The organism is Methylobacterium sp. GXS13 (assembly GCF_001455965.1).
In the GTDB taxonomy this organism is placed as follows: domain Bacteria; phylum Pseudomonadota; class Alphaproteobacteria; order Rhizobiales; family Beijerinckiaceae; genus Methylobacterium.
On record NZ_LKKO01000039.1, the window covers coordinates 15,270 to 39,246 of the forward strand.

General features: G+C 68.7%; 22 protein-coding genes. 13 read left to right on the forward strand and 9 right to left on the reverse strand.

The window, feature by feature from the left end; genetic code table 11:
• Window positions 1-91 precede the first annotated feature (91 nt).
• The 5 genes from AO398_RS14910 (at window position 92) to AO398_RS14930 (ending at window position 9,009) form a co-directional block, all read left to right on the forward strand.
• On the forward strand, window positions 92-2,038 hold the full coding sequence (locus tag AO398_RS14910; RefSeq protein WP_058192912.1) for a KUP/HAK/KT family potassium transporter: 1,947 nt from the start codon (window positions 92-94) through the stop codon (window positions 2,036-2,038).
• A gap of 137 nt (window positions 2,039-2,175) precedes the next feature.
• Entirely contained in the window at window positions 2,176-3,576 is a 1,401-nt protein-coding gene (gene ahcY, locus AO398_RS14915; protein WP_058192913.1) for an adenosylhomocysteinase, read from the forward strand.
• Window positions 3,577-3,968: 392 nt separating this feature from the next.
• Entirely contained in the window at window positions 3,969-6,521 is a 2,553-nt protein-coding gene (locus AO398_RS14920) for a PAS domain-containing sensor histidine kinase (protein WP_058192914.1), read from the forward strand.
• Between the two features lie 67 nt (window positions 6,522-6,588).
• Window positions 6,589-7,821 (forward strand): MFS transporter, encoded by a 1,233-nt coding sequence (locus AO398_RS14925; RefSeq protein ID WP_058192915.1) that lies wholly within the window; start codon window positions 6,589-6,591, stop codon window positions 7,819-7,821.
• A gap of 129 nt (window positions 7,822-7,950) precedes the next feature.
• Entirely contained in the window at window positions 7,951-9,009 is a 1,059-nt protein-coding gene (locus AO398_RS14930; protein ID WP_058192916.1) for a nucleotidyltransferase domain-containing protein, read from the forward strand.
• A 24-nt stretch (window positions 9,010-9,033) separates the two neighbouring features.
• Here the strand turns inward: AO398_RS14930 and tolB are convergent, their stop codons facing one another.
• From tolB to tolQ, 4 genes are all read right to left on the reverse strand, one after another.
• Window positions 9,034-10,380 (reverse strand): Tol-Pal system beta propeller repeat protein TolB, encoded by a 1,347-nt coding sequence (gene tolB, locus AO398_RS14935; protein ID WP_058192917.1) that lies wholly within the window; start codon window positions 10,378-10,380, stop codon window positions 9,034-9,036.
• Window positions 10,381-10,445: 65 nt separating this feature from the next.
• A complete protein-coding gene (gene tolA, locus AO398_RS14940) occupies window positions 10,446-11,747 on the reverse strand; it encodes a cell envelope integrity protein TolA (RefSeq protein WP_058192918.1) in 1,302 nt (433 codons plus the stop codon).
• Window positions 11,748-11,757: 10 nt separating this feature from the next.
• The gene (locus AO398_RS14945; RefSeq protein WP_058192919.1) at window positions 11,758-12,204 is read right to left on the reverse strand and encodes a biopolymer transporter ExbD; all 447 of its coding nucleotides are present in this window, start codon (window positions 12,202-12,204) and stop codon (window positions 11,758-11,760) included.
• A 25-nt stretch (window positions 12,205-12,229) separates the two neighbouring features.
• On the reverse strand, window positions 12,230-12,946 hold the full coding sequence (tolQ, locus tag AO398_RS14950; RefSeq protein ID WP_007566854.1) for a protein TolQ: 717 nt from the start codon (window positions 12,944-12,946) through the stop codon (window positions 12,230-12,232).
• Between the two features lie 318 nt (window positions 12,947-13,264).
• On the opposite strand from tolQ, the gene AO398_RS14955 reads away from it, so the two are divergent.
• Window positions 13,265-14,053 carry an aldolase/citrate lyase family protein gene (locus tag AO398_RS14955; RefSeq protein ID WP_058192920.1) on the forward strand — a complete coding sequence of 263 codons (789 nt, stop codon included), beginning with the start codon at window positions 13,265-13,267 and terminating at the stop codon, window positions 14,051-14,053.
• Between the two features lie 10 nt (window positions 14,054-14,063).
• On the opposite strand, the gene ybgC is transcribed toward AO398_RS14955, so the two are convergent.
• The 3 genes from ybgC to ruvB all read right to left on the reverse strand — a co-directional run bounded on the left by ybgC (window position 14,064) and on the right by ruvB (window position 16,802).
• Window positions 14,064-14,516 carry a tol-pal system-associated acyl-CoA thioesterase gene (gene ybgC / locus AO398_RS14960; RefSeq protein ID WP_058192921.1) on the reverse strand — a complete coding sequence of 151 codons (453 nt, stop codon included), beginning with the start codon at window positions 14,514-14,516 and terminating at the stop codon, window positions 14,064-14,066.
• A gap of 140 nt (window positions 14,517-14,656) precedes the next feature.
• Window positions 14,657-15,385 carry a DUF4142 domain-containing protein gene (locus AO398_RS14965; protein WP_058192922.1) on the reverse strand — a complete coding sequence of 243 codons (729 nt, stop codon included), beginning with the start codon at window positions 15,383-15,385 and terminating at the stop codon, window positions 14,657-14,659.
• 367 nt (window positions 15,386-15,752) lie between these two features.
• Window positions 15,753-16,802: a Holliday junction branch migration DNA helicase RuvB gene (gene ruvB, locus AO398_RS14970; protein ID WP_058192923.1), complete on the reverse strand. Its 1,050-nt coding sequence runs from the start codon at window positions 16,800-16,802 to the stop codon at window positions 15,753-15,755.
• A gap of 254 nt (window positions 16,803-17,056) precedes the next feature.
• On the opposite strand from ruvB, the gene AO398_RS14975 reads away from it, so the two are divergent.
• The gene (locus AO398_RS14975) at window positions 17,057-17,296 is read left to right on the forward strand and encodes a hypothetical protein (protein WP_058192924.1); all 240 of its coding nucleotides are present in this window, start codon (window positions 17,057-17,059) and stop codon (window positions 17,294-17,296) included.
• Between the two features lie 124 nt (window positions 17,297-17,420).
• Window positions 17,421-17,762, forward strand: coding sequence for a hypothetical protein (locus tag AO398_RS14980; RefSeq protein WP_082643287.1), 342 nt, complete (start codon window positions 17,421-17,423; stop codon window positions 17,760-17,762).
• On the opposite strand, the gene AO398_RS14985 is transcribed toward AO398_RS14980, so the two are convergent.
• Window positions 17,734-18,090 (reverse strand): hypothetical protein, encoded by a 357-nt coding sequence (locus AO398_RS14985; RefSeq protein WP_058192926.1) that lies wholly within the window; start codon window positions 18,088-18,090, stop codon window positions 17,734-17,736. The two genes, AO398_RS14980 and AO398_RS14985, sit on opposite strands and share 29 nt — an antisense overlap.
• A 77-nt stretch (window positions 18,091-18,167) precedes the next feature.
• On the opposite strand from AO398_RS14985, the gene AO398_RS14990 reads away from it, so the two are divergent.
• Window positions 18,168-19,064, forward strand: a complete 897-nt coding sequence (locus AO398_RS14990; RefSeq protein WP_058192927.1) for a diguanylate cyclase — start codon at window positions 18,168-18,170, stop codon at window positions 19,062-19,064.
• A gap of 214 nt (window positions 19,065-19,278) precedes the next feature.
• The gene (locus AO398_RS14995; RefSeq protein ID WP_058192928.1) at window positions 19,279-19,947 is read left to right on the forward strand and encodes a response regulator transcription factor; all 669 of its coding nucleotides are present in this window, start codon (window positions 19,279-19,281) and stop codon (window positions 19,945-19,947) included.
• Window positions 19,948-19,982: 35 nt separating this feature from the next.
• Here AO398_RS14995 and AO398_RS15000 read toward each other — a convergent pair whose 3' ends face one another.
• Window positions 19,983-21,221, reverse strand: coding sequence for a DNA topoisomerase IB (locus AO398_RS15000; protein WP_058192929.1), 1,239 nt, complete (start codon window positions 21,219-21,221; stop codon window positions 19,983-19,985).
• A gap of 134 nt (window positions 21,222-21,355) precedes the next feature.
• Here AO398_RS15000 and AO398_RS15005 point away from each other — a divergent pair, with 134 nt between their 5' ends.
• The 3 genes from AO398_RS15005 (at window position 21,356) to AO398_RS15015 (ending at window position 23,967) form a co-directional block, all read left to right on the forward strand.
• Window positions 21,356-22,519: a glycosyltransferase family 4 protein gene (locus AO398_RS15005; RefSeq protein WP_058192930.1), complete on the forward strand. Its 1,164-nt coding sequence runs from the start codon at window positions 21,356-21,358 to the stop codon at window positions 22,517-22,519.
• A gap of 2 nt (window positions 22,520-22,521) precedes the next feature.
• Window positions 22,522-23,181: a 50S ribosomal protein L11 methyltransferase gene (locus tag AO398_RS15010; protein ID WP_058192931.1), complete on the forward strand. Its 660-nt coding sequence runs from the start codon at window positions 22,522-22,524 to the stop codon at window positions 23,179-23,181.
• A 213-nt stretch (window positions 23,182-23,394) separates the two neighbouring features.
• Window positions 23,395-23,967, forward strand: coding sequence for an NAD(P)H-dependent oxidoreductase (locus tag AO398_RS15015; RefSeq protein ID WP_058192932.1), 573 nt, complete (start codon window positions 23,395-23,397; stop codon window positions 23,965-23,967).
• The last annotated feature ends 10 nt before the right edge of the window (window positions 23,968-23,977 follow it).

A 23,977-nucleotide genomic window follows, 5' to 3' on the forward strand; every position in this document is an offset into this window, starting at 1 on the left:
AAGCGGATCCGGCCGCATCGGCTTCCACTTCGACGGCGAGCGCTCTACCTGTCCCGGCAGGGAAGAGATTGAATCCCGCGGGAGCCGTGCGTTGAGTCAGTCCCTTGCCCCCGCGGCGGCGCCCGGTTCCAAGGCCGGTGCCAGCGACGACATCGCGTCCCCAAAAGCCAAGCTCAAGCCGGCGCTGGTCTTCGGCGCGCTCGGCGTCGTCTACGGCGACATCGGCACCAGCCCGCTCTACGCCTTCAAGGAGGCCGTGAAGGCCGCCACCGCGGGCGGCGCATCGGTGCCGGAAGCCGCCACCGGCGCGGTGTCGCTGATCCTATGGTCGCTCATCCTGATCGTGTCGCTGAAATACGCGGTTCTGATTCTGCGGGCCGACAACAAGGGCGAGGGCGGCATCGTCGCCATGCTCGCCCTGTTGGGGGCCCGTCAGGCCCGGCACGGGACCTGGAAGGCCGCCCTGCTGGTCGTCGGGCTGATCGGTGCGGCCCTGCTCTACGGCGACGGGGCGATCACGCCGGCGATCTCGGTCCTGTCGGCCATCGAGGGTTTGAAGGTTGACGCCCCGGCCCTCGGGCACTTCGTCGTGCCGATCACCATCGCGATCCTGGTCGGTCTGTTCGCTGTCCAGCACAAGGGCGTGGCCGCGATCGGCCGGGTGTTCGGCCCGGTGATGCTGGTCTGGTTCGTGGTGCTGGCCACGCTCGGGATCCTCGGCATTCTCGACAAGCCGGAGATCCTCACCGCGCTCAATCCGCTGCGCGCCGTCGAGTTCATGCTGCATGCCGGCTGGCACGTGAGCTTCGCCATGCTCGGTGCAGCGTTCCTCGCGGTCACCGGCGGCGAGGCGATGTACGCCGATCTCGGCCATTTCGGCGCGATGCCGATCCGGGCGGCCTGGTTCGTCCTGGTCCTGCCGGCGCTCGTCCTCAATTATTTCGGTCAGGGGGCCCTGCTGCTGGCATCACCGGACGCGATCGAGAACCCGTTCTTTCGCCTGTGCCCGGATTGGGGCCATTACCCGCTGATCGCGCTGGCGACGCTGGCGACGATCATCGCCTCGCAGGCGATCATCTCCGGCGTGTTCTCCCTGACCCAGCAATCGGTGCAGCTCGGCTTCCTGCCGGCCATGCGCATCGTCCAGACGGCAAAGGAGGAGCGCGGGCAGATCTACGTGCCGATGGTGAATTGGCTGCTCGCCGTCGCGACCCTGGTGGCGGTGGTAATGTTCGGCTCCTCGGACGCTCTGGCCGGCGCCTACGGCATCGCGGTGTCGATGCTGATGGCCATCACCACCCTGCTCGCCGCACTCATCGCCCTGCGCTGGGGCTACAACCCGATCCTGGTCTTTGCAGTCAACGGCTTGTTCCTGACCATCGACGCCGTGTTCTTCGCGGCCAACAGCGTGAAGATCCTGGAAGGCGGCTGGTTTCCCCTGGTGCTCGCCGGCCTCGTCGCGCTGATGATGCTCACTTGGAAGAAGGGGAACGAGCTGGTCGAGGAGGCGCGGGTCGCTCTGCGTCTGCCGGAGGACGCCTTCCTGGCCGGGCTCCAGCACCGGGAGCTGCTGCGCCTGCCCGGTACCGCGGCGTTCCTGTCGGCGGCCGTGCACGGAATCCCGCTCCACCTGTCGCGCTTCGTCGAGCGCAACCGCGCGCTGACGGAGCGGATCCTGATCATCACCGCGCTCTACGAAGAGACCCCGACGGTTCCGGCGGAGCAGCGCGCCCACGTGACGATCCTGGCACCGGACTTCTACCGGGTGATCCTGCGCTACGGATTCATGGAGGAGGCCTCGATCCCGGAGGGGCTCGCCTGCGCGGTTGCGGCCCGCCATCTGCCGGCGCACGTGATCGCGGACATGACCGTGTTCGTCGGCCACGAGACCATCATCCCCAAGAACGACAAGCGCGGGATGGCGCCGTGGCGGGAGAACCTCTTCGCCTTCATGCAGCGCAACGCCGAGCGCACCGGCGCTTTCTTCGGCGTGCCGACGCGGCAGGTGGTGGAGGTCGGCACCGAGATCGAGATCTGAGGCCTCGGCGCGCCATGGGTGGCCGGCCCGCAGCTTGGAACGCATAAAGACATGTTTATGTCTTGATTGCTTCGTATCCTGCGAAGTGGTACGGGCTTGCCTCGAACCGCAACGCGAACACACGGAGCCGCCGACTCATGGCCAAGGATTACATCGTCAAGGACATCGGGCTGGCCGATTACGGCCGCAAGGAAATCTCGATCGCCGAGACGGAGATGCCGGGCCTGATGGCGGTCCGCGAGGAATACGGCGCGGCGCAGCCCCTGAAGGGCGCCAAGATCGCCGGCTCGCTGCACATGACGATCCAGACCGCGGTGCTGATCGAGACCCTCAAGGCGCTCGGCGCCGACATCCGCTGGGTCTCCTGCAATATCTACTCGACCCAGGACCACGCCGCCGCCGCCATCGCGGCCGCCGGCATCCCGGTCTTCGCCGTGAAGGGCGAGACCCTGGAGGAGTACTGGGACTACACCTCGCGCCTGTTCGACTGGCATGACGGCGGCATGCCGAACATGATCCTCGACGACGGCGGCGACGCCACCATGTTCGTCCACCTCGGCCTGCGCGCCGAGAACGGCGACACCGCCTTCCTCGACAAGCCCGAGAGCGAGGAGGAGGAGGTGTTCTTCGCGCTTCTGAAGAAGAAGCTCGCCGAGAAGCCGAAGGGCTGGTTCGCCGGCCTCGCCGACAGCATCAAGGGCGTCTCCGAGGAGACCACCACGGGCGTCCACCGCCTGTACGTGCTGGCCAAGGAGGGCAAGCTGCTCTTCCCGGCGATCAACGTGAACGACTCGGTCACCAAGTCGAAGTTCGACAACCTCTACGGCTGCAAGGAGTCGCTGGTCGACGGCATCCGCCGCGGCACCGACGTCATGATGGCCGGCAAGGTCGCCATGGTCGCGGGCTTCGGCGATGTCGGCAAGGGCTCGGCCGCGTCGCTCCGCAACGCCGGCTGCCGCGTGCTCGTGTCGGAGATCGACCCGATCTGCGCGCTCCAGGCCGCCATGGAGGGCTACGAGGTCGTGACGATGGAGGACGCCGCCCCGCGCGCCGACATCTTCGTCACCGCCACGGGCAACAAGGACATCATCACCCTCGACCACATGCGGGCGATGAAGGACCGGGCGATCGTCTGCAACATCGGCCACTTCGACAACGAGATTCAGGTCGCCGGCCTGAAGAACCTGAAATGGTCGAACATCAAGCCGCAGGTGGACGAGATCACCTTCGCGGACGGCCACCGCATCATCCTCCTGTCGGAGGGGCGCCTGGTGAACCTCGGCAACGCGACCGGTCACCCGTCCTTCGTGATGTCGGCCTCGTTCACCAACCAGACCCTGGCGCAGATCGAGCTCTGGACCAACACGACCAAGTACCAGAAGCAGGTCTACACCCTGCCCAAGACCCTCGACGAGAAGGTCGCGGCGCTGCACCTCGAGAAGATCGGCGTGAAGCTCTCCAAGCTGCGCCCCGACCAGGCCGCCTATATCGGCGTGTCCGAGTCCGGCCCGTTCAAGTCCGAGCATTACCGCTACTGAGCCGGCGGCGGTCGGGCAGCGATCCGGTTCGGCGCATGGCCGAACCGGAGGTTGAGGTTCTGACCCCCGACGCGGTCTCCGTACGGATCCGGACGCAGCGACAGACAACCAGAAAAGGGCCCGGCGCGCTGCGTCGGGCCCTTTCGTTTGTCAATCCGTTTCAGGGCAACCGCACTGTGTCTTCTGAGTGTCGTTAACGGATGATTGTGACGGGCGGGCGTATAGCCACGCTTCGTTCCCCTTCCGGGTCGATTCCGCCGCACGGTAAGGTGCGGGCGAATCTTTGATCGGTGGATCCGCGACGGTTCGAGAGAATCATCTGCGGGAACGGTGCGTTCTGCACCGCGCGGTTGCACGCGCATTCGGATCGCCAGGGTGGGGGCAGGGCTATCATGGGTGTCGGTCGTGCCGCGCACGTTCGAATCTGCGTGGGTACGCTCACATTGACTGCGGCGAGCGCAGCGCTCGCCGAACTGCCCGAGACCGCGACTGCGCACGCGCCGCGGGAAATGCATGGGGTTGCGGCCCTGGCGATCTTCGGCGGCCTCGTCGCCTTCGCGGTGATCCTGTCGCTGCTCCACCTTTACGAGCGCGGGCGCTGGACCCGCCGGGAGCGCGAGCTCGCCGCCGCCCTCGACGTGCTGCGCGGTGCCCATGACCGCGCCGAGATGCTGCTCAACGCCGAGCGCCAGATCATCGTCACCTGGGACCGCCGTAGCGAGCCTGTGGTCGAGGGCGACATCAGCCTGGCGATCTACGGCGAGCGGCCGACCTCGGGCTATGCCCGCCGGGTCCTGGCCTTCGGCACCTGGCTGGTCGCCGCCGACGCCGGCCCCGTCGAGGCCGCGGTCGAAACCCTGCGGGCCCGGGGCACGAGCTTTACCCTCAGCCTGCGCACCCAGACCGGGCGCAGCATCGACGCGCACGGGCAGGCCGTGGCCGGCCGGGCACTCCTGCGGCTGCGCGAGACCAGCCAGGAGCGCTGCGAGATTGCCGACCTGCGCGCGACCCTGGACGAGTCCCGCCGCGGCCTGTCGGCCCTCGCAGGACTCCTCGACGCGATCCCCCAGCCGGTCTGGCGGCGCAACCGCGAGGGCGGCCTGAGCTGGGTCAACGCCGCCTACGTGGCGGCCGTCGAGGCCGCGACCCGCGAAGCCGCGCTGGATGGCGGCATCGAATTGTTCGACCGGCCGGCGCGGGAGGCGATCATCCGCGACGAGGCGGCGCGCGCCGCCGGCCTGACCCGGACCGTCCCGCGGCTCTCGGCCGTGGTGGCGGGCAGCCGGCGCATGCTCGACGTGTTCGAGACCACCCTGGACAGCGGCCGTGTCGGGATCGCCATCGACGTGTCCGAGCTGGAGAGCGTCCGCGCCGACCTGCAGCGCCAGATGAATGCCAATGTCCGCACACTCGACCAGCTCCCCACCGCGGTGGCGATGTTCGACGTTTCGCAGCGGCTGATCTTCCACAACGCTGCCTATCGCGAGCTCTGGGACCTCGATCAGGCCTTCCTCGACAGCCGCCCCTCCGACGGCGAGATCCTCGACCATCTCCGGGCCGAGCGGAAGTTGGAGGAGCATGCGGATTTCCGCGGCTGGAAGCAGGGGGTTCTGGCCGCCTACCGGGCCGCCGAGGCGAACCAGAGCTGGTGGTACCTGCCCGACGGCCGGACGCTGCGCGTGGTCGCCGACCCGAACCCGCAGGGCGGCCTGACCTACCTGTTCGACGACGTGTCCGACAGCTTGAACGCCGAGTCGCGCTACAACGCCCTGCGTCGCCTCCAGGCCGAGACCCTCGACACCTTGGCCGAGCCGGTGGCGGTGTTCGGCGCCGACGGGCGCATGACTCTGGCCAACCGGGCGTTCTGCACCGTCTGGCGGCTCGATCCGGCGACCGTTGAGGAGCGCCCTCACGTCGATGCCGTCATCGAGGCCTGCCGGTCCCTGGCGCCCGCCGAGGAGCCCTGGCTCGACATCCGCGACGCGGTGGTCGGCCTCGAATCGCGCACCGCCCGGTCCTGCCGCCTGGAAGTGGTGGACGGCACCGTCCTCGATTGCGCCGCGCAGCCGCTGCCGGAGGGCGCGACCCTGCTCACCCTGATCGACGTCACCGCGAGCGTGAATGTCGAACGGGCGCTGACCGAGAAGAACGACGCCCTGGAGAAGGCCGCGCAGCTGCGCGACACCTTCGTGCACCACGTCTCCTACGAGCTGCGCTCGCCGCTCACCAACATCATCGGCTTCACCCAGCTGCTCGGCGACGAGACGGTCGGGGCGCTCAACGACCGGCAGCGCGAATATTCAGACCACATCATGCGCTCCTCGGCGGCGCTGCTCGTCATCATCAACGACATCCTCGACCTCGCCTCGATCGATGCCGGCTCTCTCGAGCTTCAGCGGGAGGAGGTCGACGTCCAGACCACGATCGAGGCCGCCGTGCGTGGCATCGAGGATCGGCTGGCCGAATCCCACATCACCCTCGCGCTGGACGTGCCGGAGGATATCGGCAGCGTCCACGCGGACGGGAAGCGGGTCCGCCAGATCCTGTTCAACCTGCTTTCCAACGCCGTCGGTTTCTCGGATGCCGGGCAGCGCGTCGAGGTCCGGGCCCGCCGGGAAACGCACGACTTGGTCCTGAGCGTGCGCGACCACGGCCGCGGCATGCCGCCGGAGATTGCCGATTCGGTCTTCAACCGCTTCGAGAGCCACACGCTGGGGACCCGCCACCGCGGGGTCGGGCTCGGCCTGTCGATCGTGCGGTCCTTCGTCGAACTCCATGGCGGGCGGGTCCATCTCGAGACAGCGCCCGGGGCGGGGACCCAGGTGACCTGCACCTTCCCGCTTTTCTCTTCTGAGGGGCCGCATCTCGACCAGCGCGAGGCGAGCCGGCCTTTCATGACCGCGCCCGCAACCGCGACACGGAAGCCGGGTATCGCGCTCCATTAGCAACCCGCGGCCGCATCGGCCGCCCCGCCGGGCTTGATTAATCCCCCGGCCGGGATCAGCAGGAGGCATGTCCGACACAGATCGTTCCGGCTGGGCCGTCTTCGGTATCGGCGACTTCCGCCTGTTCGGCTCGGCCCGCTTCCTGACGGGCCTCGCTTACCAAATGCAGGCGGTGGCGATCGGCTGGTTCGTCTACGACCTGACGCATTCCGCCCTGGCGCTCGGCCTCGTCGGGCTGGCGGGTTTCCTGCCCGCAGTGCTTTGCGCCCTGATCACCGGCCATGTGGCCGATACCTATGATCGGCGTCTGGTCGGGGCCTCGGCCTTCGGGCTCCAGAGTCTGGCGAGCTTCGGCCTGCTCGCCTACGCGCATGCCGGCCTCCAGGCGGTCTGGCCGATCTATGCCCTGGTGATCGTCGTCGGCACCGCCCGGGCCTTCGCCAACCCAGCCCTGCAAGCGCTGCTGCCGACCCTCGTGCCGGGTCCGCAATTCGGTTCCGCCATCGCTTGGAACGCCTCGCTCTGGCAGAGCGCCTCGGTAATGGGTCCGGCGCTCGGCGGCCTGCTCTACGCCCTCGGGCCGTCGGTGGTGTTCGGCGGCGCGGCGGCGAGCTTCGCCCTGGCGAGCGTCCTGACCGGGCTGATCCGCTTCCGCCCGGCGGCGGTGACGGAGCGGCCGCCGATCACCTGGGCGGCGCTCTCGGCCGGCATCGGCTACATCCGCTCGCAGCCGGTGGTGCTGGGCGCCATCAGCCTCGACCTGTTCACGGTCCTGCTCGGCGGCGCCACGGCGCTCTTGCCGATTTATGCTGGCGAGGTGCTGCATGTCGGTCCCCTCGGCCTCGGGGCATTGCGGAGCATGCCGGCCTTTGGGGCAGTCACCATGGCGGTGCTGCTGGCCTATCGCCCGCTCCGGCGCCATGCCGGACTGCGGATGCTCCGGGCGTGCGCGGTGTTCGGCGCGGCCACGGTGGCGTTCGGGCTCTCGACCTCGCTGCCCCTGTCGATGGCTTGCCTGTTCGTCACTGGCGCAGCCGACATGATCTCGGTCTATGTCCGCCAGACCTTTGTGCAGGGCGAGACCCCGGATGCCATGCGCGGGCGGGTCTCGGCGGTGAACACGGTGTTCATCGGTGCCTCGAACGAGCTCGGCGAGTTCGAATCTGGCGTGCTCGCCGCGGCGATCGGGGCGGTCCCGGCGGTGGTGGCGGGCGGTGCCGCGACCATCGCGGTCGCGCTGCTCTGGGGCCGGTTCTTCCCGGCCCTGCGGGCGCGGGACCGGTTGCTGGGGCAGGGGTAGCAGCAGCCATTATCCCTCCGCAGACGATTTCGTCCCCCGAAAGGGATAACCCTTTTACTTCAGCCATTTGCGACAAACGCAGCGCATGCTATCGAGTCGAGTCCCTGATGAGGGGCCTGGAATCGAGCCATGCTGTTCACCGACTTGAATGGCGATCAAGCCCGACAAACGATCGATACCGAGCAGATCTTCGCGGCCTACGCCAAGGCCCGCACAGAACTCGATCACCGCTATGCCGGCTCTATGGCTTGGAAAACGGTGGGCTCGCACACGTACCTGTATCGGAAGCGCCAAGGCGTCTGGAAGTCTCTCGGTGCCCGTTCGTCCGCCACGGAGGAGATCCACAGCGGGTTCCATCAGGGCCGCGAGCGTGTGCAGGACCGGATCACAAACCTTGCCGCTCGGTTGGACGAGATGGCTCCGGTCAACCGAGCGCTCCGCATCGGGAGAATACCCATCATCGCGGCCCGCGTGCTGCGCCGCCTCACCGAGGCGCGCCTGTATGGTCCCGTGGTCGGGGTTGTTGGGACCAATGCCCTGTATGCCTATGAACGGCTCGGGGGCGTTCAGATCGCCGGCCCCCAGCTCGCAACCGGCGACATCGACCTCCTGTATGATGCCCGAAAAAGCTTGCGCCTCGTCGCGCCGGAGGCAGCGGCAGGCGGATTGCTGGCCGAACTGCAGAAAGTCGACCGCTCGTTCACGGCCGTTGGAAATCCCGGCTTCCGCGCCGTCAACCGGGACGGGTATCTGGTCGATCTGATCATGCCGGCCGGGACGGGTCCGATACGGCGGCCGCCCCGCAATCGAATCGGATCGGCCGCGGACGATTTACAGGCGGTCGAGATCGAGGGGCTTGGGTGGTTGGTTAACAGCCCGAAGACTGCCGTCACGGTGATTGATGCCAGGGGCTATCCGGTGCAGATGTGGGTCATCGACCCGCGCGCCTTCGCGCTCCACAAAGCATGGCTTTCAACCAGGGGCGACCGCGATCCTCTGAAACGCTCACGCGATGCTGCACAGGCGGATCTCGTCGCATCGCTCGTATGGACACGACTGCCACGATTGCGGTTCGACGATCCGGCGCTCAATGCCTTGCCGCGCGCCCTGCGCGATCTGGCCGATACGATCGGAAGGCCCCAGGCTTCAGAAACGACGGCCGTGAAACGATCGGAGCCCGACTGGTAGCCGAGCTCCAAAGTCCGAAACAAGTCAGCGTCCCGCCAGCAGCGGCGACCAGGTCGGGTCGGAGGCGTAGGAGGGGGTCGGGATCGACTGCTCCACCTTGCCGGTGATGTCGACCATGAACAGCTTGCCGCCGCCCTGGCCGCCCGGATCGCGGAAGAACAGCACGTACTGGCCGTTCGGCGCGAAGGTCGGCCCCTCGTTGTGGTAGCCCTCGGTGAGGACGCGCTCGCCGGTACCGTCGGGCTTCGACACGCAGATTGCGAAGCCGCCGTTGCGCTGGCGGGTATAGGCGATCAGGTCACCGCGCGGCGACCAAGCCGGCTGCGAGGCCGAGCCGGCCCCGAAGGTGATGCGGTGCGGGTTCGAGCCGTCCGCACCCATGACATAGACCTGCTGCGAGCCGCCCCGGTCCGACTCGAACGCGATCTGCGTGCCGTCCGGCGCATAGGTCGGCGAGGTGTCGATCGCCATGCCGTTGGTGATCGCATGCTGAGCCTTGGAGGCGATGTCCATGGTCACGATGTCGGCGTTGCCGCCCTGCTGCACGCTCATGACGAGCTTGCGCCCGTCCGGCGAGAAGCGCGGGCTCGCGCTCATGGAATCGACGTTGCCGAGCGCCTGGCGCGCGCCGGTCTCGAGGTTGATTACCTGGACCCGGGGCTGGTGCCCGTTGGCCTGGGCCATGAAGGCGATGTCCTGTGTGGCCGGCGAGTAGCGCGGCGCGACGATCGACATCTCGCCGCTGGTGATCGCCCGGACATTGGCCCCGTCCTGATCCATCACCATCAGGCGCTTGCGGCGATTCTCCTTGGGGCCGCTCTCGTCCACGAAGGCGATGCGGCTGTCGAACCAGGGGCCGAGGCCGGTGATCTTGGTATAGACCGCGTCCGAGATCAGGTGGCCGGTGCGCCGGGCGTTGGCGGTGTCGGTGCCGTATTGCTGGCCGGTCATCTGCTGGCCGGAGGTCACGTCCCAGAGCCGGAACTCGACTTTAAGCTTGCCGGAAGCGTCCCTGGAGACGCGGCCCGTGACCAAGCCCTGGATGCCGGTGGCGCGCCACTTCTCGAAGTTCGGCGCCGCATCGAAGTTCGGCTGCTCGGGGAAGCGGGCATGGTCGAGGGGCGTGAAGTACCCTGAGCGGCGCAGGTTGTTGGTCACGACCCCGGAGACGAGTCCGCCGAGGCTCGGGTCGCCGCCGAAATCGGCGATGGCGATCGGCATCGGCTGGAAGTTGCCGCCGCCGATGCGCAGCTGCAGCTGCGCGTGGGCCGGCGCTACGAAGCCGAGGGCGACCGCGAGGAACGCCAGGAATGCGATCAGGCGCGCAGCTGAGGACGCCGGAAGAGGCCCGGCGGAGGGGAGGTTCTGCATGGGTCGGATCCGAAGTGGCGATCAGACGGGGAGGCGGATGAGGGCAGGCGGCGCGGACGGCGACCTCAGGTCGCCGTGAATTCGAACTCCGCGTTGATGGCCTTCCAGTCGTTGTAATACGGCGCGTAGGTGGCCGGAATGTTATACGGCGCGCAGCGGCGCACCGCCCGGAGCGCGGCTTGCGCGATCGACTGGTCCACCGAGCTCGAACCGCCCCGCATGATCCGCGGCTCGGTGCTGAGCGAACCGTTCGGGTTCAGGCGGATGTCGAGCACCGGCAGGATCACGCCCTGGGCGGCACCGGGGGGCGCGGAGTAGCAGCGCTCGATCTGCTGCTGCAGCAGACCGACCAGGGCGTCGCGCAGGGACGGCGACAGGCGCTGCGCCGTGCCGGTCGCGGCACCCAGGGCGGCGACCTTCTGCACCGTATGGCCGGTGGCGCCGGTGGATTGCGACGGCGCCTTCGACGCGAGCATCGAACGGATGTCGCCGGCGTTGAACTTGTCGGCGAGCTCGGCCTGCTTGCGCGCCTTGGCCTCGCCATCGGCCTTGGCCTTGGCGTCCGCCATCGCCTTGGATTTCGCCTTGGCGGCGGCCTCGGCCTTGGCGGCGGCTTCCGCCTTCTCGTGCGCGGCCTTGGCCTCGGCCATTTCCTTCTGACGCTCGGCTTCCGCCTCGGCCTTGGCTTCGGCGGCTTTCCGGGCAGCGTCCCGAGCAGCCTCGGCCTTGGCGGCATCCGCTTTGGCCTTGGCCTCGGCCTTCGCGGCGGCGGCCTTCGCGGCGGCAGCCGCGGCTTCCGCCTCCTGCCGCTCGATCAGCTTGTCGAGCTGCTCGCGCTTCTCGGCTTCGGCCTTCGCGGCCGCCTTCGCCTCGGCCTTAGGCGCCGCAGCCTTCTCGGCGGCGGCAGCCTTGTCGGCCGCGGCTTTCTCGGCGGCCTTTTCCGCGGCCTTGGCGGCAGCCTTCTCGGCCTCGCGCTTCTCCTCGGCGGCCTTGGCGGCTTTCGCGACCTCCTGCGGATCCGGCTCGGCGCGCAGGGGCATCTCCTCCGCGTTGGCAAGCTTCATCTCGGCCGTGCGCTTGGGCGCGGTCGGCGCGTCGGTCTTGGCGTTCTCGGGCTCGCGATCCTCGACCTTCTCGGCCTGGCGGTCGGCGCGCGGCTGGGCGTTGGGCATCGGCTTGTCGGCCTGGCGCTCGCCCTTGGTGATCTCGGAGAACTGGTTCTCGGTGATCACCTCGACGGGCACGCCCTCCTGCGCCTCGGGCAGGGCCGGGGCCGCCACGCTGAACAGCGCGAAGGCCAGCAGCGCCACGTGGGTGCCGGCGGAGATCCAGACACCCGGTTCCTTGCGGTCGAAGTGGAACTCCACGGTCCAGGCCCTACTGATGCTCAGGCTCGGTCACGAGGGCGACCTTCTTGAAGCCGCCGCCGGTCACGATCGCCATCACTTGCGCGACGCGGCCGTAATCGACCCGCTTGTCGCCGCGCACGAACACGCGCTCCTCGGTGCCGGTCTTGGCGGTCTCGAGGAGCTTCGGGATGATCGTCTCGTCGGTCAGCTCGTCCTCGCCGAGGAAGACCTGGCCGGTCTGGCGGATCGAGATCGTCACCGGCTTCACGTCGGAATTGAGCGGCGAGGCCTTGGATTGCGGCAGGTCGAGGGGCACGCCCACCGTCATCATCGGCGCCGCGACCATGAAGATGATCAGCAGCACCAGCACGACGTCGATGAACGGCGTCATGTTGATCTCGTTGATCGGCCCGCCGCGCCGGCCCCTGCGCCGCCGCCGCTTGCCGCCGTGGGATGCCCCCGCCGCCATACTCATGGATGGATCTCCTGGATCGGCGCGGTCAGGCGGCGAGCGAGAGGCGCTCGTCGATCTGGCGGGAGAGGATCGCGGAGAACTCGTCGGCGAAACCCTCCAGCCGCGATTGCGACTTCGAGACCTCGGCCTGGAGCTTGTTGTAGGCCAGCACCGCCGGGATCGCGGCGAACAGGCCGATCGCGGTGGCGAACAGGGCCTCGGCGATGCCGGGTGCCACGACGGCGAGCGAGGTGTTCTTTGAGGCCGCGATCGAGGTGAACGCGGTCATGATGCCCCAAACCGTGCCGAACAGGCCGATATACGGGCCGGCTGAGCCGATCGAGGCCAGGAACAGCAGGCGCGACTCGAGCCGCTCGACCTCGCGCTGAATGGTGACGTCGAGCTGCTTCTCAATGCGCTGGGACAGGGACTGGACTTGACGGCCCGACCCCTCGAACGAGCGCTTCCACTCGCGCATGGCGGCCACGAACACCGCCGCAAGCCCGGTGGCCGGGCGATCGTTGAACGAGCGGAACAGCTCCTCCAGGGAGCGGCCGGACCAGAACGCGTCCTCGAACGCGTCCATCTCGGCCTTGGTGCGCCGGAACAGCAGCGTCTTGTCGACGATGATCGACCAGCACCAGATCGAGGCGCTGAGCAGCCCGATCATCACGATCTTCACGACGAAGTGGGCCTGCAGGAACAGCCCGAGCAGCGTCATGTCGGCGACAGGCGCGGCCTGCATCGCGTCGGCTGGGTTCATCCGTCGAGGTCTCCTGCTCCGGATCGCGATGCGCCGGGCGAGGCCCGCGTCCGCCGGATCCGTGAGCGATATCAATGCTATCGTCCGCGAATCTGTCGAAAGTAAGGGCCGTCTTCGCGCCCGGACCCGGCCGGCTTGCACCGACCTCGTTAAGGGCGCGACAGGGTTAAGGATCGGTTTCGATCCCGGCGATCCAAAGGCATTCCGAAGTCTCGGCCGCACGGTTCTGCCAAGAGGCTGGACCTCGTGAAACCGGCTCCTTTATCCTGATGCGGTCAAAGTACCGCGTGCACCGCGAGTCTCAGTACAGGAAGCGTCATGACCCTGCCCGTCCCGAGCCTCCACGGCCTGCTGCCCGCCGAGCCCGCCCGTTTCCTCGGCTGGTCCTGTATCGGCGACCCGGCCATCGCCGGCGCCCTCGCGCGATCGGGCTTCGACGCCGTGCTCCTCGACCAGCAGCATGGCGCGCATGATTACCATTCGTGCTGCGCGGCGATCACCGAGGTGGCGCTCGCCGGCAAGCCGAGCCTGGTCCGGATCCCGGTGGGCGACTTCGCGATGGCGTCGCGGATGCTGGATGCCGGCGCCGCGGGCATCGTCGCGCCGATGATCAACAGCGTGGCCGACGCGCAGGCGCTGGTGGCCGCCACCAAATACCCGCCGGTCGGCCAGCGGAGCTGGGGACCGGACCGCGCCATGTGGATGTCGGGCCAGAGCGAAGCGTCCGAGTATCTCGCCGGCGCCAATGCCCGGGCCCTGACCATTGCCATGTGCGAGACCGCGGAAGCGATCGACGCTCTGGAGCCGATCCTGGCCCTGCCGGGCATCGACGGCATCCTGGTCGGCCCCGCCGACCTGTCGATCGCGCTCTCCAAGGGTACGGCCATCGACCCGGCCGGCGCAGCGGTCACGGCCGCGCTCGGCGAGATCGTGCGCAAGACGCGGGCGGCGGGCAAGCTGCCCTGTGCCTTCTCGCCGTCCCCGGCACGGGCCCGGGAGATGGTCGCGATGGGCTTCCAGCTGGTCTCGGTCGAGTACGATGCGATGACCATCGTCAACGCCTTCGCCAAGCTGCTGCGCGACACCGACCCGACGCGAGTCGCCTGAAACCCGTGCCTTACTCGGCTCCGGCCGGGGCCAGGAGCCGACGCAGGGCCTCCGGCAGGCGGATGGCACGGCCGTCGCGCACGCAGGCGACCGTGACCTCGGCGGCGACAAGCCGTTCATCGCCCCGGCGCACTTCCTGGGCGAGCTGCATCGAGGCGCCGCGCAGATGCTGCGTGCGGGTCACGATGGTGAGTTGATCGTCCATGTGGGCGGGGCGGATGAAATCCAGCGTCATCCGCCGCACGACGAAGACGAGGCCGCGCGCTTCCCGGTGCAACTCGGACTGATCCCCCGCCAAGCCGCGCAGCAATTCCGTCCGGCCGCGCTCGAGGAAGCGCAGATAGCTCGCGTGATAGACGAAGCCCGAGAAATCGGTGTCCTCGTAGTAGACCCGCACGCCCAAGAGGTGGGGCGCGATGCCGTCGTTCGTCGTAACGAGGTCGGTCGAGTTCGGTCGGCTCATCGGTGTCGTCTACGGCATGGTGCAGAGGCGGGGAAACCCGCCCGCTGAGACCGTCGCGGCAGCGTGCCGCTCGGCAGGCCTCCGACATGACGAGGGCCGCCCTGGGGCGGCCCTCGCGTAGTCAGGTCTGGGCTGACGGATCAGCCGCCGATGCGGGCGGCCAGGCTCGCCGAGTGGGCGTGCTCGTCGGCGATGTAAGGCAGCGCCTCGCTGGCGAAGCGGCGGCCCTGGGCGCTGTCGCCCGACTTGGCGTAGGCGTCGTAGAGGGCCAGGGTCTGCGCGTCGGACCGGGCCTGCTGGTCGATGTAGGTACGGTCGAAGGACCGGCCGTTCGGGGCCGACTTGAGCTGCGACAGGCGGGCCTGACCGCGCTCGCCGAGCGCCACGCGACGGCCCGGCTCGGTCGGGCTGTTGTCGACGATGCCGACCGCGCCGAGCGCGCCACCGACGATGCTGGTGCCGAGATTCGCGGCGATGGTCACAGGCGCCAGCACGAAGCCGACCGGGTTGCTCAGATCGGTCTGGATGCCCTGGTTGTCAGAGACCACCGTGCCGTTACGCGACAGGGAGGTGTTCGCCGGCAGGAGCGCGTCGGTGGTGGCCTTGCGCTCGACCAGAACGCGGTTGGCGTAGTTGCGAACCCGCGGGTTGCGCGAACGCTCCAGGGCGATCCGGCTGGCCTCGATGCTGGTGGCATCCGAACGCAGCGCCTCGGCGCGGAACGCAGGGGTCTCGGTGGCGGCAGCGCCGACGCCCTGCTGCTGGTTGGCGAAGGGCAGGATCCGGATCGGCAGCGCGTCCTGCGCGAAAGCCGGCGTCGTGAGCGCAGCGGCGGAAAGGCCGAGGACGGCGAGGGTGATGTTCTTCATGTCGAAAGATAGTCCCTGGTGTTCTTATTGAGGGCTCAAAGATCTTCCGGGATACCGCGACCGAAGCCACAGTCCCACGATCCTGCCAGCGCCACGCAGACTAGGCGCGGTTGCCACCACAACTGCCGCGTTTTTCCACTGTTCCAATCGACCGATCGCTTTTGCGTGATCGGACCAGGGGGTTCGAGTACGCAAAAGCTTGGCTGTATTGGAAGCGTAGGCGGCACAAAATCAGAGACCGCTCAGACGCTTGCCAATCGTGCGGCGCACCGAAAAGGCGGCACCGCCCCGAAACATAGCAGCGGTCGCCCATGAAGCAGGCGTGAACCAGCCCCGTACCAACCGCATGGAGCCGCTGATCAGTGGCTCAGGCCGCGTCGCCGTCGTCGAACAGCCTGTCCTGCTCGCGCCGCGGCTCGGCAAAGCCCATGTGCCGGAAAGCGTGCTTCGTCAGCACCCGGCCGCGCGGGGTGCGCTGCACGAATCCGCGTTGGATCAGGTAGGGTTCGATGATGTCTTCGATGGCGTCGCGTGGCTCGGACAAAGCCGCCCCGATCGTCTCGATTCCCACCGGACCGCCGCCGAACGAGGTCGCGATCAGCGTCAGGTACTTGCGGTCCATCACGTCGAGGCCGACTGAGTCCACGTCGAGCAGCTTCAGCGCCCGGTCGGCGATGGCGCGCGTCACCGTCTCGGCCTCAGCCACGATGGCGAAGTCGCGGACCCGCCGCAGCAGCCGGCCGGCGATACGCGGCGTGCCCCGGGCCCGCCGGGCAATCTCGTTGGCGCCTTCCGGCGACATGCCGCGCCCGAGCACCCGGGCGCCGCGGGCCACGATCTTCTCGAGCTCGTCGATCTCGTAGAATTCGAGCCGGATCGGGATGCCGAACCGGTCGCGCAGCGGCGTCGTCAGCAGCCCCGCCCGAGTGGTCGCCCCGACAAGGGTGAATTTCGGCAGCTCGATCTTCACCGAGCGGGCCGCCGGACCCTCGCCGATGATCAGGTCGAGCTGATAATCCTCCATCGCCGGATAGAGGATTTCCTCCACGGCCGGGTTGAGGCGGTGGATCTCGTCGATGAAGAGCACGTCACGCTCTTCGAGATTGGTTAGTTGCGCGGCCAGGTCGCCCGCCTTGGCGATGACCGGGCCCGAGGTCGAGCGGAAATTCACCCCGAGCTCGCGTGCCACGATCTGCGCCAGCGTGGTCTTGCCCAGGCCCGGAGGCCCGACGAACAGCACGTGGTCGAGGGCTTGGCCGGTCATCTTGGCCGCCTCGATGAAGATCTGCATGTTGGCGCGCGCCGCCTTCTGCCCGATGAACTCGGCTAGGCTCAGCGGCCGGATCGTCTGGTCCACGTCCTCGGCGCGCTTCTCCGGCGTGAGGAGGACGTTGGTCGGGGGCTTCGGCTTGCTCATCGACCTTCGCTCGTGGACCGGCCCGCCCGGACCGCTGGTTGAGGGTCCACGGAAGACGTCGCGTCCGGGCCGCTTCTCCTAATACGCGTCGCCTGCGAAGTCTAAGCGCGCGGTGCGGCCGGTGCCGTAGCACACCGTCACGCCCGCCGGCTGCGGGGCCGTGCCGATAACGGCCGCAATCGATGAAACCGAATTGCTGCGCCGCGCATTCCACTGGCAACTCCGTAAACTCGGCCGCAGGGCGCTGTTCCACCATGACCATCCGATCGACCGCAGCCGGCGCGGCCAGTGCCCTTCTGCTCCTTGCCGGCTTGGCGAATGCCCAGGCCGCGCCGGCCGGAACCGAGACCAAAGTGGCCGAGGCCGCTCCGTCTCAGGTCCATCCGGTCGCCGCCGTCGAGCGCGACGACGACGCGACCTGCAGCCGGGCACGGCGGCGCCTGTGGATCGAGGGCGAGGGCTGGGTGGTACGCCGGATCACGACCTGCCGCTGACCATGTGGGGGACGGCGCCCATACGCAGTCCCCGCGGCTAGCGACCCGGAACGGCCGGTGATCGGGTCGGTTGCACAGGTTCACGCCTGACGCGTTCCTCCCGCCGAGATTCGGAGCCGGCTGCATGATGTCCCGGACATTGCTTACGCTCTCAGCCGTCCTTCTGGCTGCTCCGGCTGCAGCACAGGGTATTTATCCCTCGGCACCCGTGACGACCGGGGATGCCGATTTCGCCGGCCCCTTCGTACGCGGCACCTATATCGGCGCCCCGCTGACCCGCGTGCCCCGGCCAAGCCAGATCGTGCCGTCGCCCTGGAGCTACGGGACCTACGGGATCCCGACCGTCACCGGCATCGCGGCCGCTCCGGCGCAGCCGCCAACCATCACGGTCATCAACGCGACAAACTCCGGCGCGAGCCGCGCGGCGGGCGCGCGGGTCATTTCGGTCCAGGTTCCCCGCCGTTGAGCGCCGCGAACCAACTGGCATAGGGCGTGTTCCGGACCATGTGACGGTTCAAGTCCGGCGCACCGTCGTCACCCCAGACGGGACCGCGCTCGCCGAGTTCCGTCTTGGCGGCGTCGACCGCGGCCCGGGCGGCCTTCATCACGGCACCCGCTTCCGGCCGCCCCTCATGCTCGGCAGCCTTGGCCGCCTTCACCGCTCGGCGCCCGTCCATCAGCCGGGACACCAGAGATGCGCGGTGCTCCGCCGAGAGGCCGGGATTGGCCCGCCGCCACAATCGGCCACGGACCACGATATAGCGCAAGTCGGGCGTGGAGATGACCTCGCTCATGCTGGAATTCGGCTCCGCTGTTGGGTCGAAGTTAAGTCTTGTTGTGCAGAAACCGGAGATCGAGTCCGGGTCATGCCATGCAGATCGTTATCGTTGATTCGAGCCGCGTCGTGCTGCAGATCATCGCCTCGCTGATCGAACCGCGCGGCCATGATGTGCACGCCTTCACGGATTCCGCCCAGGCCCTGCAATTCCTCGCAGCGACCCCCTCGGTCCGGGTCCTGATCACCAGCGTCGAAGTCCGACCGCTCTGCGGGCTCGAACTCTGCTGGTCCGCGCGCCTCCTCGCCGAGGAACGCCGGCCGCTGCACGTCATCACCATGTCGTCCGCCCGCAACGTCCGGAGCCTCGCCGAGGCCCTCGACAGCGGCGCCGATGACTTCATCGAGAAGCCGCCGAGCGCCGAGGAGCTGAACGCGCGGTTGCGCGCGGCCGAGCGCCTGATCACCATGCAGGAGGAGTTGATCCGGCTGGCCGAAACCGATCCGCTCACCGGTGCCTATAACCGCCGTGCGTTCTTCGACCGGGCGCGCATGGCCGCGGAGCAGGGCGGTCGCCCGGGCCGGATCTCCGCGATCTTGGCGGACATCGACCACTTCAAGCGGATCAATGACGAGCACGGCCACGATGTCGGCGACCTTGCCATCCAGGCCGTGGCCGAACTGATTGCGGGGGACGGCATCGGTGGCCGGCTGGGCGGCGAGGAATTCGGCCTTGTCCTGCCGGGCTGCGGACTCGCGGAAGCAATCGCCCGGGCCGAGTGCCTGCGCGAGAGCGTCCAGGCGCTCTGCATCCGCGGCAGCAAACATGCGATCAGCCTGACCTGCAGCTTCGGCGTCAGCACCTGGATCGAGGCGGATGACGTTCCTGCCCTGATCAAGCGGGCCGATATCGCGCTCTATGCCGCCAAGGGCAGGGGCCGCAACTGCGTCGTGCCGTACCAGAGCGATGCCGGCTTGGCCGTCGCAAGCTGAGACAGCCGCGCCGGCCCAACCTGGCACGACGCGGCACAGTATGGTTACGGGCAGCGACCCATATCGGCACAGGCATTCGCGGCACGATGACAGGAATCGACAGAATCTGCGAAAATAAAGCTTAATATTCGCGCCAAACTCGTGGAATGGATCTTGGAACTACGCATCCGATCCCGGCCCCTTTGTATCGCCGGGAGACGAAAGGTGCGAGGTCATGAGTACGGCCGTAGGCGTCCTGATCCTGGATGAACCGCAGGACCTGAGCGCGACTGTTCGCGCCACTCTGGAGCATATGCCGGAGTTTCACACGATCGGCCTCGAGGACCTGGACCAGGCGAATGCCGGGCCCGCGGTCGCGCTGATCTTCCTCGATGAGATCCGGCTGGCGGATGGGATCGCGCGTCTCGTCGGCCTGAAGGAGCGGCAACCGAACCTGCGGACGCTGGTGGCCTTCGGGGCGCTCACCGCAGACGATCTGCGGGCGTTGCTGGCGGCGGGAGCCGATGCCTTCGTGGCGCGCTCGAAGTCGCCGCGGGAGCTGGGCGCGGCCCTGCTCGCCCTGGCCGAAGGGTCGGACTGCCTCGTGGCGCCGGAACAGCAGGCGGTGATGCCGGCGGACCAAGGCGACAGCCTGGGGCTCACCCCCCGCGAAGCCGAGGTGCTGCGCTTCCTCAGCTCGGGCTTCAGCAACAAGGAGGTGGCCCGCCGCCTGGCGCTCAGCGTCCGGACGGTCGAGACGCACCGGCTCAACCTGCGCCGCAAGACGCAGACCGGGCGGCTGAAGGACCTGGTCTCGCTGGCGCGCCAGCTCGGGCTGGCTCCGGTGGTCGATAGCGACCCGAATCGGCGCGGCGGCGGCTCCGGCAATCAGTCCCGGCACTGACCGGGATACCGGGCAGCCCCGGCGGGGCTGCCCCCCTATGCGGCGCCGACCTGCGCCCGCGGACCACCGGACGACCGCTTGCCCCCCGTCGCGGACTTGGCCGCCGATTTGGCCCGGGACACGACCTGACTGGACTTGCTCCGCTTGCGGGCCTGAGTTGCAGCCGGCTTGACCTTCTTTCCCGCCCGGGCATCGCCCTCCGACGCGGCCAGCCGCGCCTGGAGCAGCCCGAGCACCGCCGCCTCCTCGGAGCGGAGCTTGCCGAGATCCCCGCTCAGCTCGGACTCGACCGCATCCTTCACCTGCAGGAGGAGATCGCCCTCCAGGTAGCAGTCGAGGATCTGGGGGTGGATGTAGCACTTCCGGCAGATGGTCGGCGTGTTGCCCAGCCGGCCGGCCACGCTCTCGATCGCCGTGCGGACGTTGCGCTTGGCGCCCGCCTCGCTGTCGAAGCTCTCGAATTCCCGCAAGGCCAGGGCCGCCAGGACGGTGCCTGCCCAGGTCCGAAAATCCTTGGCGGTGAAGTCCTGGCCGGTGATTTCGCGCAAATACGCGTTCACGTCCGATGAGGTGACGTCGCGCTGGACCCCGTCGCCGTCGATGTACTGGAACAGCTCCTGCCCCGGCAGGTCTTGGCAGGCCTTCACGATCCGGGCGACGCGCCGGTCCTTCAGCGACACATCCCACGTCTTGCCGCTCTTCCCCTTGAACCGGAACGACAGTTCGGCTCCCGCGATCCGGACGTGCGGATCGCGCAACGTCGTGAGGCCGTAGCTCTTGTTGGTGCGGGCATAATCGTCGTTGCCGACCCGGATCAGCGTGGTCTCGAGCAGGTGGACCACGGTGGCCAGCACCTTCTCGCGGCATAGGCCCCGCCGCTTCATATCGGTATCGACTCGCTGGCGGATGCTGGGAAGCGCATCCGCGAAGGCCATGATGCGCGAGAACTTGTTGGCCTCCCGCGCCTGCCGGAATTCGGGGTGATAGCGGTACTGCTTGCGGCCCTTGGCGTCCCGACCGGTGGCCTGGATATGGCCGCTGCTGCGCGCACAGATCCAGACGTCCGTATAGGCTGGCGGGATCGCCAAAGCGCGGATGCGGGCCAGAATCCGCTTGTCGCGCACCGGGGCGCCCTTCGCGTCGAGATAGCGGAAACCGGTACCGCTGCGCTTGCGCGTCAGGCCCGGCCGGCTGTCATCGACGTAGACGAGGCCGGCTTCCTCGGCCGCCGCCCGCAAGCTTCCGCCGTTCTGGTCCGTCTCGACATCCGCCATGGTCGCCCCTCCCGGATACGCCGCCGGGGTACCGCCCGGCGAGAAGGCGCTGATCAACCGGCGTCGCCCGACCGCCGTTCCGAGTCTGCGCATCCGTCGCAGGCCGATCCGCGGTGCCGTGCTAGAGGGACTGGATGGATTCCGAACCCGCCCGCGACACCCGCCCGAACCCGAAGCGAAGCCTTGTCTTCGTCGTCACAGAGGATTGGTTCTTCGCCTCGCACTTCCTGCCCATGGCCCGCGCCGCAATCGGCATGGAGCTCTCGGTGGCTGTCGTCACCCGGGTGCGGGCGCACCGTGCCGTGATCGAGGCGACCGGCGCACGCGTCGTTCCGCTCGAAGCGGACCGGGCGAGCCTGAACCCGATGGCCGCCGGCTACGCAGCCGGACAGCTCGCCGGGATCCTGAAGGCGTTGAACGCCGACATCGTCCACTGTATCGCCCTGCGAAGCATCCTGGTGGGCGGCACCACGGCCGCGATGGCCGGCATCCCGGCACGGGTCTACGCGCTGACGGGCCTCGGCCTCGTCGGCGCCCGCGACGACCGGATCGGGCGCGCGGCTCGGCTCGGCCTGAAGGCGCTGATCCGCGGCCCGCTGGCTTCCGGGCGCACCCGATTCCTGTTCGAGAACCCGGACGACGCCCTGGCGCTGGGCCTCGATCCCTCCGAGCAGGCGGTGACGGTGCTCGGCGGGGCAGGAGTCGATTGCGGCTCCTTCGCGCCACACTCGCTCCCGGCGATGCCACCGCTCAAAGTCGCCGTGGTGGCGCGCATGCTCTGGTCCAAAGGCATCGACGTGGCTGTCGAGGCGACCCGGCTGGCGCGGTCCCGGGGCGCGCCCGTGGAGCTCGCCCTGTTCGGGGCGCCCGACCCGTCCAACCGCCGCTCGATCGACGAGGCCACTTTGCGTGCCTGGAGCCGCGATGGCGTCGCGTGGCATGGCCTGGCCTCCGACGTGTCCGCCGTCTGGGCGCAACACCACGTCGCCTGCCTGCCGTCCCGGGGTGGGGAAGGACTGCCGCGCACCCTGCTCGAAGCCGGGGCCTGCGGCCGGGCGCTGGTGACGACCAATGTCCCGGGCTGCCGCAGCCTCGTGCGGGACGGCATCGAGGGCCTGCTCGTGCCTCCGGGTGACGTCCCGATGCTGGCGGAAGCACTGGTCCGCCTGAGTGGCGATCCCGCCCTGGTGGCGCGCCTCGGCACGGCGGCGCGGGCGCGGATCGAGGCGGGCGGCTTCACCGAGGCCGCGGTCACCGATCGGGTCTGCGCCGTCTGGCGCGACCTGCTGGACGCCTGATCATGCGCCCCCCGGACGATCCGCTCGGTTTCATCGAGGCCCATACCCGGCTGCTGCCGGTTCCCTACGCGCCGGAGATCCAGCTCTACGTCGCCGACGAGGCGACCGAACTTTGGCAGAAGACCGAGGACGAACTGCAAGAGATCGGGCTGCCGCCGCCGTTCTGGGCCTTTGCCTGGGCGGGCGGGCAGGCGCTCGCCCGCTATATTCTCGACCACCCCGACATCGCATATGGACGCCGGGCCGTGGATTTCGCCTCGGGCTCCGGCCTGGTGGCGATCGCCGCAGCCCGCGCCGGCGCCCAGCATGTCCTCGCCAGCGACCTCGACCCGTTCGCCGTGGCGGCGATCGGCATCAACGCCGCGGCCAACGGGGTCGCCGGCCTGATCGAGCCGGTCTCGGCCGATCTCCTCGGCACACGACCCCAGGCCGATCTCGTGCTCGCCGCCGACGTGTTCTACGAGCGCGACCTTGCCAAGGCGGTGACCGACTGGCTCACCGACCTCCAGGCCACCGGAGTCACGGTGCTGATCGGCGATCCGGGACGCACCTACCTGCCGCGCGACCGCCTCGAATGCCTCGCAACCTACGCAGTGCCGGTCTCCCGCGCCCTCGAAGACGCCGAGATCAAGCAGAGTCACGTTTGGCGGTTGCATGGCTGAGACGATGGCCGGCGCGTCGCGCTGTCAATCGCACCCGCCGGAGCATCGAGGCTTCATCCGCGGCCGGAATGCGCTACCTTGCGGTCGGACCACGATCTGCGGGCGCGCCTCCGAAAGAAGCGTCGCCGGACGCTCGGGGGGCTCGAGATTTGCGCGTGTCCCGCCACGGGGCGCACGGCGTCTGAATGAACATGTCCAAGTGAGCGTCGAGTCGTGAGCGTCAAGCCCAGCCTTCCCCGTGTCGTCGCCTTCTCCGGAAGCGCCAAGCGACCCTCGCGGACCCGCGATCTCGTGGAGGCGGTGGGCGCCGAGCTCGGGCGGCTGGGCCGGATCGACCTTGCGGTCTACGATCTGGTCGATGCCGGACCCGGGATCGGTGCCTCACGGCTCGAGGATCTGCCATTGCCGGCGGCGGACCTGATCGCGGCGATCGAGGGGGCGGACGCCCTGATCGTCGGGACGCCGGTCTACCAGGGCGGCTATGCCGGGCTGTTCAAGCACGTGTTCGATTTCGTCGATCCGGCGCGGATGGCGGGCATGCCGGTGGTTCTCACCGCAACGGGTGGCGGCCTGCGCCACGCCCTGGTTGTGGAGCACGGGTTGCGGCCGCTGTTCGGCTTCTTCGCGGCGCATGTGGCGCCGACGTCGGTCTATGCCGGCCCCGACGACATGGCCGACGGCCGGATCACCGACGTGACCGTGGCGGCCCGTCTGGCCACCGCCGCGGTGGAACTGGCCGCGCTGCTCGACGTAGCCCGGGCGATCGACGCGGGGGCGGCCGCCTGACACGGGTGCG

What these genes read in the sequence shown, in the direction of transcription:
- ahcY (WP_058192913.1), top strand. Translation starts at nt 2,176, where the DNA reads ATGGCCAAGGATTACATCGTCAAGGACATCGGGCTGGCCGATTACGGC.
- AO398_RS14920 (WP_058192914.1), top strand. Translation starts at nt 3,969, where the DNA reads ATGGGTGTCGGTCGTGCCGCGCACGTTCGAATCTGCGTGGGTACGCTC.
- AO398_RS14925 (WP_058192915.1), top strand. Translation starts at nt 6,589, where the DNA reads ATGTCCGACACAGATCGTTCCGGCTGGGCCGTCTTCGGTATCGGCGAC.
- AO398_RS14930 (WP_058192916.1), top strand. Translation starts at nt 7,951, where the DNA reads ATGCTGTTCACCGACTTGAATGGCGATCAAGCCCGACAAACGATCGAT.
- tolB (WP_058192917.1), bottom strand. Translation starts at nt 10,380, where the DNA reads ATGCAGAACCTCCCCTCCGCCGGGCCTCTTCCGGCGTCCTCAGCTGCG.
- AO398_RS14945 (WP_058192919.1), bottom strand. Translation starts at nt 12,204, where the DNA reads ATGAGTATGGCGGCGGGGGCATCCCACGGCGGCAAGCGGCGGCGGCGC.
- tolQ (WP_007566854.1), bottom strand. Translation starts at nt 12,946, where the DNA reads ATGAACCCAGCCGACGCGATGCAGGCCGCGCCTGTCGCCGACATGACG.
- AO398_RS14955 (WP_058192920.1), top strand. Translation starts at nt 13,265, where the DNA reads ATGACCCTGCCCGTCCCGAGCCTCCACGGCCTGCTGCCCGCCGAGCCC.
- ybgC (WP_058192921.1), bottom strand. Translation starts at nt 14,516, where the DNA reads ATGAGCCGACCGAACTCGACCGACCTCGTTACGACGAACGACGGCATC.
- AO398_RS14965 (WP_058192922.1), bottom strand. Translation starts at nt 15,385, where the DNA reads ATGAAGAACATCACCCTCGCCGTCCTCGGCCTTTCCGCCGCTGCGCTC.
- ruvB (WP_058192923.1), bottom strand. Translation starts at nt 16,802, where the DNA reads ATGAGCAAGCCGAAGCCCCCGACCAACGTCCTCCTCACGCCGGAGAAG.
- AO398_RS14975 (WP_058192924.1), top strand. Translation starts at nt 17,057, where the DNA reads ATGACCATCCGATCGACCGCAGCCGGCGCGGCCAGTGCCCTTCTGCTC.
- AO398_RS14980 (WP_082643287.1), top strand. Translation starts at nt 17,421, where the DNA reads ATGATGTCCCGGACATTGCTTACGCTCTCAGCCGTCCTTCTGGCTGCT.
- AO398_RS14985 (WP_058192926.1), bottom strand. Translation starts at nt 18,090, where the DNA reads ATGAGCGAGGTCATCTCCACGCCCGACTTGCGCTATATCGTGGTCCGT.
- AO398_RS14990 (WP_058192927.1), top strand. Translation starts at nt 18,168, where the DNA reads ATGCAGATCGTTATCGTTGATTCGAGCCGCGTCGTGCTGCAGATCATC.
- AO398_RS14995 (WP_058192928.1), top strand. Translation starts at nt 19,279, where the DNA reads ATGAGTACGGCCGTAGGCGTCCTGATCCTGGATGAACCGCAGGACCTG.
- AO398_RS15000 (WP_058192929.1), bottom strand. Translation starts at nt 21,221, where the DNA reads ATGGCGGATGTCGAGACGGACCAGAACGGCGGAAGCTTGCGGGCGGCG.
- AO398_RS15005 (WP_058192930.1), top strand. Translation starts at nt 21,356, where the DNA reads ATGGATTCCGAACCCGCCCGCGACACCCGCCCGAACCCGAAGCGAAGC.
- AO398_RS15010 (WP_058192931.1), top strand. Translation starts at nt 22,522, where the DNA reads ATGCGCCCCCCGGACGATCCGCTCGGTTTCATCGAGGCCCATACCCGG.